Consider the following 13,065-nt stretch of genomic DNA (forward strand, 5'->3'; position numbering starts at 1 on the left):
CTCTTTTCAATCAAGATCTCGTGTATGCTCCGGTGTGTGAATACCCGAACGTTCTGGGTGTAATTATACTCCGCTTCGCCTGTTCCTGCATGGCTGATGGGGCGTATCCTGAGCCGCATTTCACCGGGGCGCCAGGGGGAACGCTCTGAAGCTCGTTCAGGGCCGCCCCCGCAGATTGAAACACAAAGTGCGGTACCGGAGGGCGTTCTCACGAGAAAAGCGAACGGAGCCGGGCGAAGAAACCAATCTTTCCCAACGCAGCTTTACGCGCGCCATGATGAACCGCCGTCTTCTCTGGCGCTCGCAGCAGCCGGACAAGCGTCACCGTGATATTGTCGGGTCCGCCCTTCTGGAGCGCTTTACCAACCAGCATGCGTGAGGCGCCTTGCAGGTTGTCGATGTCCATCGATTCGCGTATTGCGGTGTCCTCAAGGACGCCGCATAGACCGTCCGAACAGAGAAGAAGCGTATCCTTTTCCCTGACCGGAAACGTGAACAGGTCGACCTTCACGTCTTCTTTTGTTCCGACGGCGCGGGTGATCAGATTCTTCAGCGAATGGTTTCGCGCTTCCTCTTCCGAGATGATGCCGCCCCGGAGCTGTTCAGCTACAAGGGAGTGGTCGTGCGTGATCTGAAAAAGCGGCTCTCCCTTTCGGCTCAAGTACACACGGCTGTCCCCCACGTGAGCGACGTAGGCGTTGCTGCCATGGAGAACAAGGGCGGATACGGTGGTTCCCATCCCATAGTATTCCGGGCGGTTCTCGGCCTCCTCAAAAATCCTGTGATTTGCTTCCCGAATGGCGGCGCGCATCCGCACGGGAATAGACTGCCCCTCTTGCCCCGAATAATAGACATCAGCCAGCGTCTGAAGCGCCAGTTTACTGGCAAGCGCGCCCCCACTTACCCCGCCCATGCCGTCAGCGACCGCAAACAGCCGGCCTCGATCATGCACCATGGAAGCATCTTCCGGGACACAAAGCATACATCCGTCTTCGTTGTGTTCGCGCTTTTCACCCACGTCCGACAGCAGGTGAACCTGGAGCTCGGGGCATTTCCAGGAATACTCAAAATTCTCCGCGTTTGCCGGGCCGACTTCTATAGTGCGTTTGGGGGCCATATGGCCGCGATTTCCTTTAGGAAGCCGGCTGCTTTCCGGCATTCCGGGTGGGCTGTTTCACTGAAACGATCACAATATTGTATTCCGACGGGGGGCCTGGTGCAATTTTATCAGTTCCCGTTCACGCTTCCTCCCGTCCCGGTGGCGCCATTCATTCCGGTGGCGGCTCGATCCCGAGATTATCCATTTTGTACTTCAGGACTCGCCGGGTCGTTCCCAGAATCTCCGCCGCACGCGACTGCACGTAATTCGAGCGCTCCAGGGCGCGCAGGATCAGATGGCGTTCCAGGCGAGCTGTTGCCTCGTCGATCGAGAGCCCCTCGAATTCCGCTATGCCGCCCGAGGCGCCCGGCTCCTGGATGTGCGCCAGACCTTCCAGATGAGTCACGTCTATCGCGGTCTTGTCTGAATGGTGGACGAGTACGCGCTCGATGGCGTTTTCCAGCTCGCGCACGTTTCCCGGCCATTCATGCGAAGCCAGCTGAGCCAGCGCATCCGCCGTGAACCGGGTTGCCCGGGCATTGACGCGCGGCGCGTGTTTCTGCAGAAAATGGGCAACCAGCAGCGGGATATCCTCGCGGCGCCTCCGCAACGGGGGCATTTCGATAGGAATGACGTTAATCCGGTAATACAGGTCCTCGCGGAACCCGCCCTGCTTGATACGCTCCAGGAGGTTCCGGTTTGTGGCGCAGATGAAGCGCACATCCGTTCCGATAGCCTTGCTGCTTCCTACCGGATAGAACTGTCCGTCCTGAAGCACCCGCAACAGCTTGCCCTGGGCCTCGAGCGGCATCTCTCCGATTTCATCGAGGAACAGGGTTCCGCCGTCGGCCACCTGAACCTTGCCCGTGCGATGCTCGAAAGCGCCCGTGAACGCGCCCCTTTCGTGGCCGAACAATTCGCTTTCCACCAAATGCTCGGGAATGGCGCAGCACGAGACCGGCACAAACGCCTCCGCGGCGCGCGGCCCGCCGGAATGGATACACCGCGCCAGGAGGTCTTTTCCTGTCCCGCTTTCCCCGGTAATAAGCACCGTGGAATCCACGCGCATGGCTTTCCGGGCCAGTTCCAGGGTATGCGTGAGAGCCGGGCTATCTCCCACGATCGCCTCGAACCCGCGCACGCCGTCTTCCCTCAAGACATTCAACGCTTCTTCGTGGCGGCGTTCCGTGAGCGCACGTTGAACGATGATTGTAAGCTCGTCCACATCGAACGGTTTGAGGATGTAATCGCGCGCGCCCCGTTTCATGGCTTTCACCGCGGTATCCACGCCTTTGTGGGCCGTCACGACAACAACGGGCGTCCGTATACTGCGAGCCGTGATCTGCTCGAGCACCTCCATCCCTGGCAAGCCCGGCATGATAAGGTCCAGGATTATCAGGTCAACATGGTTGGTATCCAGCAGGCGGAGCGCGGTCTTCCCATCTTCCGCCTGAATCACACGGTAGGAACCTGACAGAATCAGGTCGTACGACGCGCGGACACTCGGTTCATCGTCAATCGCCAGGATGGTCTGCATCTTTTGCTTGGACCGGAGGAACGCTCAACGCAAACGTGCTGCCGCCCTCCTCGCTGGACAGAAGCCTCAATTCGCCGTGGTGCTGTTTCATGATGCGGCTTGCCGTGGTCAGCCCCAGCCCCATGCCCTGCTCGCGCGTGCTGAAGAACGGCATGAAGATGAGGAGCGCGTCTTGCTCCGGAATGCCGGGGCCAGAATCCTTGACGGTGACTTCGCAGCCGTCTCGGCTGCTTTGGGTCGCCACTTTCAATTTCCCCCCGCCGGGCATGGCGTCGATGCTGTTCTGGACCACGTTGTGCAACGCCTGAGAAAAATACACCGGGTCGAGTTCCACATCGGGCAGATTGGGGTCATACCTCGCCTCGACGTCGATCGATCTGGCGCGCAACTCCTCTTCAAACGACCGCAATACGCCCTTTACAGTATCGTTGATGTTAGCCCGCTTCATGGTAAGGCGCGGATGACGGGCAAACTCGAACAGGGTCTCGGCAACGTTGTTGATCCGCGCGATTTCCTGCTGCACCGTCTCGCTGAACGCTTCCCGGAAATCCTCGGTGTCGTATTTCTTGGGAAGAAGCTGCGCAAACGTGTTGATGGCTACCATGGGATTCTTGATTTCCTGAGCCACGCGCGAAGCGAGGTATTCCCAGAACGGGCTGTATGCGATGTCTTCCCGGCGGGCACGTTCCTCGGGCAGACGCGAGAATACCACGACCACGCCGCCGTCCCCGAGCGGAGTCGCGCTCAGTCCCAACGTGGCGTCGATAGCGGGGTCGTGGACTTCCTGCCGCAGTTGCGGCTTGCCTTCCTGCATGGTGCGCAAGATCACGTCGGCAAATCCCGAACCAAGTTTCTGTGCGCTGCGTCCCAACACATCGGCGCCGCGCACCTGAAGGATCCGTTCGGAAGCCTGGTTCATAAGAGAAATGCGGCGGTCCGGAGACACCACCAGCACGCCCGTGCTCAGATTGCCCAGTACCGCGTCAAGGCGGCGCTGCTGGCCGCAAACGTCCTGGTACAGTCTGGCGTTCTCGAAAGATATCGAGGCGCTTCGTGCAAGCGCTGTCAAGAGCTCCCGCTCTTCCAAGGCGTAATCGAGGCCGGACGATTTCTCGCCCAGAATGAGCGCTCCGCGCACGCGTCCGCTTACCAGGAGCGGAACTGCCAGACGCCCCCCAAGGACCTCGAGCTCTTTCGCTGAATTCTCGTCGGCGGCATTCACGAGCCGGTCGAATAGACAGGCATGCTGTTCCAGCCAGCGCATCAGGCCTTCCGAGAAATCGAGCCGGATGGACTCCGACAGCCCTTCCGGAATTCCCGCGCAGGCAACGACGCGCACGCCTTCCTTTTCCGTTTCGAGCAATACGCCGCACCGCGCGGCATGAAACACGTCGGCCAAGGCGTCCGACAGGCTCTGGGCCAGCTGGTGCGGATCCTTCATATGGCCCGATAGGCGGCTCAACCACCGCAATGCCGTTTGATGTTGGCCAATGGCAGCCGCCTGAGACGGCTCCATCATGGCGGGAGTCCGCGCTTGCGGGTTCTGCGCCGCATGAACCCCATTTTCGCCCAGACACTTTTGGACGGCTTCACGCAGCCCCATGCACGAAAACGGTTTGGGCAGGCACTCGCGTGCCCCTGCAAGCAGGAAATGGGCGCGTGTTTCTTCGTCATTACGGTTTGAAAGGACGATGAGCGGGACGCCCGGAGTGGCTTCCCGCAAGCGCGCGAACGCCTCGTCGCTCAACGTAGGGAACTCATCTACAATCACCGCATCGGCCCGGATCGAAATGAGCCTTCGCAACGCCGTTTCTACCGAAGTCTCGAACAAGACCAGATCAGTTTCGGGCATGGCAGCTCTCAGGGAGGCCCGCAATCCCTGATCTTCCGCTATCGCCAGCACCACCTTCATTGCTTACTTCTCGCCCCCTAATGAAGCCATTTCCCGCACCATCGGAAATGCTACGGTAAAGGTTGCCCCCTGACCAGTCGTGCTTTCGACGCCGACCGTCCCTCCGTGCTCCGAAACAATGCCATGCACGACGGACAACCCCAGACCACTGCCATTCTCCTTCGTCGTATAGAACGGGTTGAAAATGAACTCTACCTGGCCTTCGGGAATGCCCGGGCCAGTATCTTGCACGCTTACGACGACGCTTTCAACATCCTGGGCCGGTCCATGCCATCCTTGCTGCAAGCGCATGCGCCCGCTAACGGCGCTAACCCGCAGAACGCCTCCATTAGTTTGACTCATAGCCTCAAATGCATTCAAGATCAAATTCAAGAAAACCTGGTGAAGCTGTTGCTCGTCGCAATTTACCAGAAATTCCGGTTCCGCGAAATCCATTTCCATCGTTATACCGGCTTTAACCGCCTGGTTCTCCGTCAGCATGAGCACGTCCCGCAGGATCTTGCATATATTGCGCGGCGCGAAACTCGCCTGCCGCGGGCGTGCGAAATCGAGGAGCCGGCTCACGATGGAATCGATACGTTCCACCGCGCTCAACACCACCTCCGTGAACGTCGTGCGGAACTCCGAGTCCATATAGCGCTTTGGAAGCAGTTGGGTGAACGTCTTGACCGAAACGAGGGGATTCTTGATTTCGTGCGCCATACCCGCCGCCAGGGTGCCAATCGAAGAAAGCCGGTCCGCCCGCTGCACGTTTTGTTCCAGGCGTTTGACCTGGCTCAAATCGTAAATCATCACCATGGCGCCCTTCAGGTTGCCATCCGCCGACGTCAAACATGCTGAAGACAGTGCCACGGGGGTTTCCACGCCGTCCGGACGCCGTACCTGGGTCTCATAGTCTTCCAGGTCGTGGCTTGTCGCCAAGGTTCGCTCGAGAACCTGCGCAATCTGTTCAGGCAGGTCCCGCAGGAAATGGCCCGGCTGGATGGCGCCCAGCAAGTCCAAAGCGGCTTGATTGATGGTCTGCACCGTGCCGTTCGTATCCACCGCGAGCACCCCGCTGCGCATACTCGCCAGAATTCGCGCACGGTGCAGGTTCGCTTCCTCGAGTTTCCGGTATAAACGCCCGTTCTCGATCGCGGCAGCCAGGGGACCTGCCAGGGTTGCGAAGGCGCCCATGTCGTCGCTGGTAAAAATATCCTGCGACCGCTTCTGTCCGAGAGTAAGCAGCCCGACGAAATCCGCCATGGACCTCAACGGCACACAGAGATAGGCCTCCAGCTCGGCCAGATGGTGCGCGACGCGGGCATGTTCGGGCGTGGGTTTTCCATGGATCATCTCTTCCAGAGCCACCGGGGAACGGCGCTGCCGCATATAGTGCAGAAGTTCTCCAAAACCCTCGAGCGCCATGCCTTTTTCGGATGTCTCGTTCGAGTATTCCGTGACGAGCTGGTCCGGCTGGGTTTCGCTCAACAGCAAGATGCGCACCGTGCGAACCCCCACCGTTTCGCCGATATCCTCCCCGACCCTCTCGAGCAGCTCGTCCAGTTTCACGATGTGGCTCGCCGAACGGCTGACCCGGCCAATCAACGCTTGCACGTCGTAGCGGCGCTTGAGCACCGTCCGCTGGAGAAAGAGCTGGAGATACTCCTTGATGGGTTCCAGAACAAGCGCCACGATAAGCGCTGCCAACAGCGTGGGCACAATGTTGATCTTTCCCATGCCGCTGCTGAAGGTCCAGTGGACCACGGATATCGTGCCCACGAAGATCAGCGCCACAACCGCCGTGGAAACAGCGTAGACCGTTGTGCGCGAGACAATGAACCAGATGTCGAGAAGGTGGTAACGCACCATCGCGTACGCGAAGGTCCCTATCATCAGCACGAGAAAAATGGGGCCGTACGTTTCGGTGTTTTCCAAGCCGATGGCGGGCCCGAGCACGTTCGTTACGGTGGCCAGAGTCGTGAAAGCCGCCGTGCCCAGAAGGACATGCTGAACTTGACGCCGTTCGATTCCCGTGCTGCGCAACATCTTGCGGACCAACAACGGGAAACCGTAAAGCATGGTCAGGACGACGGACGCAACCATCAGCATGAAAACGCGGCCGTAGGTCACGACCGGAGGGCTGTCTGGGTAAAGGCGCAGACGGGAGGGATCCACGTAATAATCCGTGAATACGCCCACCGAACAGCCAAGAGCCAGCAATAGGAGAATGCCCAGGATAGTGGGCGAGCCCTCGAAACGGTGCCCCGGAAAAACACTGACGAAATACTGGTACGTAACGGGTATGAAACTCGCAATCACAAACGTGGCGCGAAGCCATAACAAGGCCTGGCTTTCTTCATGGGCGTGGGTGATGAATACGACGCCAAATGTCCATAGCCCGAGATTCAAGGCGAGAAGCGCGAAGGCCCGGTGAGCCCGTTTGTAGGGATTGCGGCCCAGCACCAGGGCGCCGAGCCCCAAGCAGGTCACGCCCGAAATGATGTGCAGGATTGTCGCTTGAAAAACACTCATTGCTCCGGGCGCCCCATCAAAAGGGCGCTGTGGGTACCTCCGAAGCTCATGGCACTGACCAATACCGTTGCCACGTCATTCAACCGGGCACGCTGCGGAACAAAATCAAGGTCGCACTCCGGATCGGGATCCTCGAGGTTAAGAGTGGGGCAGATGCACCCCTTCTCCAATGCCAGGGCACCCGCGGCCACCCCGAGCAGGCCGCCCACCGCGTAGGGCTGCCCTGCCATGGACTTCACCGCCGAAATGGGCACGCGGTATGCCCGGTCGCCCAAGGCGCGCTTGTACGAGTTCGTCTCGCTGCGGTCATACATTTCCAGCGACACGCCGTGCGCCTGAACATGGTCGACATCGGCCGGGGTGGCGCCCGCGTCCTGCAACGCATTTCGAATGGCCTCGGCCAGACCCTTGCCCTCGGGGTCCATAGTCAGAGCACTGAGCGCTTCCGATGCCGACCCAGATCCGAGAATTCGGGCAAATATGCGCGCGCCGCGTGCCCGCGCGCGGTCTTCGCGTTCGAGGACCACGGCTACGGCGGCTTCGCTCAAGACGATCCCGTCACGGTGGCGATCGAACGGCCGCATCGCCTTCTCGGGTTCGGCATTCCGTTTCGACAAGATTCCGAGAGAACAGCCCGACGCATACGACATGGGGAAAATCGGGCATTCCGTGGCGCCTACGAGGGCGGCGTCGGCACGCCGCCGGCGGATCTGCTCGGCGCCCCATTCCAAGGTGTCGAGTCCCGTCGCGCATCCGCTCGATATGGTTATTGCCGGCCCTTTGAATCCAAAGTCTATGGTAACGTTGACCGTTGCGGAATGCCCCGAGAACTTCGACGACGCCAAACGGGGCATTTTCCTGAAGCCCCCGCTTTCGTAGGCCAGATTGGCTTCCCGGTATCCCTCGATGGGGTCGCCGATGCTTGTGCCGATGCCCGTGGCGATGTGTTCGGGATCGTAACCGGCTTTTGACAGTTCCGCATCCTCGGCCGCCATGCGCGCGCTCGCAATAGCCTGGTGGACGTGCCGGCACCAGGTCCGCACCACGCTCTTCTTCATGAAATCGTCCGGGTTGAACTCCCAAAGCTGGCCGCCAATCTGGCAAGGCATCTCTGAAGCGTCGAACCGGTCAATGGTGCGAATACCGGAACAGCCCTTCGAGATGGCATCCCAAAAGGCTTGGCGTCCCAGACCGTTGCACGCCAGGACGCCTATTCCGGTGATCACAATGTTTGTGCGCATGGTCTCCTTAATTGCCAACAGCCGCACGCAAGTGCGCGCTCTGTCCAAGAACCGCTCCCGTGGCAGCACGCACGTTGAAGTCTTTCACCATGCGGGCAATGCCGTGTATATCCCCCGTCAGGAATTGCCGTATCGCCTGGGTTCTGAAATCTGCAAGGCTACTATACCATCCAAGAACGCGCGCTACAAGGGGCGTCTCTTCCAACATATGCGCGACTATCCCTAGAGATTCTACCTCACGGAGCATGCTCTCGTGATGCTGAATTGCCTGAGTCGCCGTCAATTCGCCGATTCTGTACGGCAGCGAACGCCATCTGCCCGGCGGCGTTCCAAACCGGGACCGTGTGCGCAGAATGTGGTCCAGACGGTTCCCGAATGTGAGGCCGAACCCATACCGCCAAGGCTGCTGGTACCATAGCGTCCGGGGAAGAACTTCCGGCAATTCCACCAACCCCGCATCAGGACGCGCCCGTTCCAAGAGGCGGAGGGTTTCAGCCCGGGTATGGTGGTCGTCCGCCGGCGTAGGATAGGTGAAGCGGGCCAAGGCGATCAACCCGGCATCTTTGCAGCTCCGCAAGAGGCTTTCAATGCCCGAGACCCCCGCGTTCTGCCCGAAGTAGTCGCGGAGCAGCCGTTGGCTGCCGCTCCCTACGCGATACGACAGCGAGACGCATCCCGAGGCTTTCAGTACCTTCAGCAATGCGGGATCGGCCGAAGCAAGGTTGCCGGCGCGGGAATAGGCTACTTTGGAGCCGCATTCGAGAATATCGTTCGCGACACTGGCCGCGTGGGCCATCGAGCCGCCCGCGCCCACAATGCGGAACGCGCCTACCCCGTGAGACGCCACGATGCGCTGTATGTGTGACATTACCCGGCCGGGCGAGTGCAACCGCAATCCTCCATCCTGAGTGGACTTAGGACAATCGCTGCATGTGTTTTCGCAACCGCGGCTCTCTTCGATCGGGAACAGCTTGAGTTTACGGTTGTTGCGCAGCGCCCGGTAGACGTCAGGGTCATAGACAGGCTCGGGCAGGGCATCCAAGTCCGGTGCGAACTCCTGTTCAGTGTGACAGGGACGGTCCGTTCCCGGAAAGATCAAGTTCGGGAGAGACGGCCACCGGTCGCGGTGCCGGATGTTGTCAGCCAGGGCCGTGATCCCCACTTCCGGGTCGCCCACGCAAACGCCGTCAAACGCGCCCGTGCTGCTGACGAGTTGCCACCCATACAGGCCTGCAGCCTGTCCAAAAGCCAACAGACACACCTTCGCGTTGTGTTGGCGTATTCGCTTCGCCAGGAGAATAGCGCTGTGAAGGTCGTCCGCAACATCGATTTTAAGGGCGATGAAATCAACTTTTTCGGTCTCCGCCAGTTTCTCTGCAAGTTCTTCGCAGCAAGACACTTGACGTGTCTGGAACGCACGGTCGGCCGCACGAAGCTGCCACAGGAGATGAAGCGCCCGAAGCGGGCTCACCGGGCTGAAATCAAGAAAGCGGTCCGCAATCTCGCTGACGGCGCCCCGAACCGTTTCTGGAAACAGCCGGTCCACCAGCCCGACCGTCCCGAAGTCTCGGATGACCGTCTCGTGTCCCTCGGCTAACAGGCACGCCGCAGTGGACGCCAGTTCGTGGTCTGGCATAAGCGCTTCGAACGAAAACGGATACCCCGGAAACCGGACGAGAATGCTGCGCGATTTCATAGCCTCTCCTTCGTCATTTTTCCCAGCATAGTGTCCGCGGGATACCACAATATCTTGCGAAAATCCCTCCCCTGAGCGAGACACTACACAATATATTGCCCAGATACTATCACGAACCCCATATGTATGCAAGAAAAAAGGGCATACCACAACATTTTGACATTCAGCATACATTCGCGAACCGTTCCGCCCATCTGCGTCTACGAATTGTGGTTTCTGAGCCTGTCGGAAAGCAGGTCTGTCTCTTATAGTGGTCTCCGGACCCTGTCCTCATGCTGGAAATTTCAAGGCCGGTTCGGTATGCTTTCGGCCATGGTACGAAACGAGACAGGGATTGCTTTCTTGTTGCTGGCTTTGCTTCCTGCGATGGCCGGAGCGGCGGGGGAGTCTTCGGGGGTGGCTGCCGATGTAGAAACATTGCGGACCAGTCTCGAAAAAGCGTCTGAAGTGCCTGCCATTCCGGAACTTGTGTCGCGTTCGCGAGAGTCGCTTCTCGAGACGCCGCAGGGCCGGGAAATCCTGAACTGGGCACGAAGCGCCGAACGAGAAATCCCCCAGACGACCCAGGAGCTCTACAACCGGTACCGGGAAGCAGGCGAGCGGTTCCCTTACGAAACGCCGTATTTCGCGAAAAGGGAACGGCTGACCCGGGCCGCTCTGGCCGCATGGCTCGAGCCGGACGCGGGCGGCCTCGAACATCTGTGTGCTTTACTCGCAAGCGTGCTTGACGAACCCACTTGGGTGTTGCCCGCTCATGAACGGCCCGTGCCCTGGAACATCGACCTCTTTTCGGCGGAGACCGCCTGCGAACTGGCTCATGTCCTGTTACTCCTCGAGGAGCGGCTTCCGGACGACCTTGCCGGGCGAATACGGATCGAGATACGGGTCCGCGTGATGGACCCCTTTCTGGAACACGCACACGAGTACTGGTGGAACAACGGCAGAAATAACTGGACGGGCGTCTGCGCGGGAGCTGTCGGGCAGACGTTCCTTCTGCTCGAACCCGACCCGGAGCGCCGGGCCAGAGCGGCGAGCCTTGTGCTGGAGCAGATGGACCGATTCCTGGCCAACGGGTTCGAGGAGGACGGCGCGTGTCTCGAGGGCATCGGATACTGGGGCTACGGACTGTTGCACTGCGTGGCATTCGGCGAAATGCTGCAGGCCAAGACGGGCGGCGCGGTTGACCTGCTCTCCCACGCGAAACTCAGGGCGATTGCCCAATATCCCGCGACCGCCGCCATCGACAAACACGTGTTTGCGTCATTCGCCGACAGTCATGAGCACCAGAGTCTCACGCCGTTCCTGGCGGCCCGGCTCGCGCAACGCACCGGCGTCGCGTCTCTGCTGCCGCAAACCGGCGCCCTGTTCGATTGGCGGCTGACGAGCGTGTTGCGCAACCTTCTGTGGTGGGATGAATCCGCGGCCGGGGAGCCCCTGATTGAAGACGCCTGCCTGCCCGCCTCGGGCATCGTGAAATTCGTATGGCAAACAGGAGGGGGGCGCGCGGTGCTGGCAGCCAAGGCGGGTCACAATGCCGAGCCGCACAACAACAACGACGTTGGCAGTTTCGTGCTGCGTATCGGCGGCGCCACCTACTTGTGCGATCCTGGCGCGGGCCTGTACAGCCGCGAGTATTTCAGCTCGAAACGCTACGAGAACATCTTCGCCAACTCCTACGGCCACAGCGTCCCGCGCATCGGCGGGGCGTTGCAGCCTTCCGGTGGGGAATACCGCGGCGAACTGAGCCTTCCCGGACCCAGACAAGCGCGCATCGAGCTGACCAAGGCCTATAAGGCCGAGGGACTCCAGGAGGCGGTCCGCGTCTTCTCGATTCAGGAAGGCGGCGCGCTCGTCATGGAAACGCGGTATGCGTTCGAAGGGGCAGGATTCGACGTGGAAGAGGCCTTCGTCACGTGGCTCGACGTCGAGACCAACGACTCGACGGCCCGCATACGGTCCGGCGAAGGCGTTCTCGAGATTCGCGCAGCCTCGGGCGTCTTTGCCGCCGAAAGACTCGAAGAGGCGTGCAAGGCAAACCGGAAAAGCGAGGTGCTCACCCGGCTCACGCTGGTCCAGCCAGCGGCTGCCGAAATCCGAAACCGCTACGCGTTCGTCTACATCCCCGCGAAGTGAGCGCAGGGCGCACGGTTGTTTAGAGACCGCCCCCGGGTTTCCTGCATCCCCGTCGTATTCTACAGTTCGCGGATGAGTTTCCGGCGCCAGACCCACAGGCGCATGCGGAGGTAGACCAGGAACCACAGCATGTGAAACCCCGTGCGCCAGAGTTTGAGCTTGGATTGGCCCCCGCTGCGTTCGAGGTGGTGGACGGGGAACTCGGCCAGTTGGGCCCCCAGGGCATGAAGTTTGATGCATACCTCGGTGGGAAACGGGTAGCCGTTGGATTCCAGCCGGAGTTTCTGGAGGAGCTCGCGGCGGATCATCTTGAGTGCGCAATTGGTGTCGCGCATACTTACGAAGAAGAGCATGCGCACGATGAGATTGAGGCAGCGATCGGCGGCCACACGAAGGAACGAATCCTGTTTTCGCACCCGGTAGCCGGCGAATCCGTCGGGCGCGCCGTCTCCCAGGCTGTTGATGATCTCGGCCAAATCCTCCAATTGAAACTGGCCGTCGGAATCAATGGTGACGATGTAATCCCCCCGGCATTCGCGGATGGCCAGCGAGATGGCGTAGCCGTAGCCCCGGTTGATATCGGGCTCGCCCACGTCGCGCACATTCGGGAATTCCGCCGACAGCCGCGCCAGGATGTCGCCTGTGCCGTCGCGCGACCCATCGTTGCACAGGACTATCTCGCTCGGGACGTCAAGGGCATCGAGAAAACGCACCCAGCCGCGCACCGTTTTCTCGATGGTATCCGCCTCGTTGTAGACGGGCGAGGCCACCGAGATGCGTATCGCGTTCACTGCAGGATTCTGTGCTGATGCATTTTCCGTCACGGGCGACATCCCTGTTCCCTCCGGTGAAGATCTTCGCCACACGATCGCGAATCCACCGAAGAACGTATAGCCTAGCCCGGATGCTTGCCAGGCATCAAGCTCCAGAGAA

The 13,065-nt window shown here is 60.2% G+C and carries 8 protein-coding genes; 1 reads left to right on the plus strand and 7 read right to left on the minus strand.

The window, feature by feature from the left end:
* Positions 1-208 precede the first annotated feature (208 nt).
* From PLJ71_16835 to PLJ71_16860, 6 genes are all read right to left on the minus strand, one after another.
* Entirely contained in the window at positions 209-1,117 is a 909-nt protein-coding gene (locus PLJ71_16835; protein HQM50356.1) for a Stp1/IreP family PP2C-type Ser/Thr phosphatase, read from the minus strand.
* Between the two features lie 151 nt (positions 1,118-1,268).
* The gene (locus PLJ71_16840) at positions 1,269-2,636 is read right to left on the minus strand and encodes a sigma-54 dependent transcriptional regulator (GenBank protein ID HQM50357.1); all 1,368 of its coding nucleotides are present in this window, start codon (positions 2,634-2,636) and stop codon (positions 1,269-1,271) included.
* Positions 2,614-4,548: an ATP-binding protein gene (locus tag PLJ71_16845; GenBank protein ID HQM50358.1), complete on the minus strand. Its 1,935-nt coding sequence runs from the start codon at positions 4,546-4,548 to the stop codon at positions 2,614-2,616. The genes PLJ71_16840 and PLJ71_16845 overlap by 23 nt, the downstream gene beginning before the upstream one ends.
* Positions 4,549-4,551: 3 nt before the next feature.
* Positions 4,552-7,062 (minus strand): ATP-binding protein, encoded by a 2,511-nt coding sequence (locus PLJ71_16850; GenBank protein HQM50359.1) that lies wholly within the window; start codon positions 7,060-7,062, stop codon positions 4,552-4,554.
* Positions 7,059-8,303 (minus strand): beta-ketoacyl-[acyl-carrier-protein] synthase family protein, encoded by a 1,245-nt coding sequence (locus tag PLJ71_16855; protein ID HQM50360.1) that lies wholly within the window; start codon positions 8,301-8,303, stop codon positions 7,059-7,061. Before PLJ71_16855 ends, PLJ71_16850 begins: the two co-directional genes overlap by 4 nt.
* A 7-nt stretch (positions 8,304-8,310) precedes the next feature.
* Positions 8,311-9,999: a hypothetical protein gene (locus PLJ71_16860; GenBank protein HQM50361.1), complete on the minus strand. Its 1,689-nt coding sequence runs from the start codon at positions 9,997-9,999 to the stop codon at positions 8,311-8,313.
* A 396-nt stretch (positions 10,000-10,395) separates the two neighbouring features.
* Between PLJ71_16860 and PLJ71_16865 the strand changes: the two genes are divergently transcribed.
* Positions 10,396-12,132 carry a heparinase II/III family protein gene (locus PLJ71_16865; GenBank protein HQM50362.1) on the plus strand — a complete coding sequence of 579 codons (1,737 nt, stop codon included), beginning with the start codon at positions 10,396-10,398 and terminating at the stop codon, positions 12,130-12,132.
* 59 nt (positions 12,133-12,191) lie between these two features.
* Here PLJ71_16865 and PLJ71_16870 read toward each other — a convergent pair.
* The coding region (locus PLJ71_16870) for a glycosyltransferase family 2 protein (protein ID HQM50363.1) at positions 12,192-13,065 on the minus strand (874 nt) is incomplete at its 5' end.

The organism is Candidatus Hydrogenedentota bacterium, assembly GCA_035416745.1.
Lineage (GTDB): Bacteria > Hydrogenedentota > Hydrogenedentia > Hydrogenedentales > SLHB01 > UBA2224.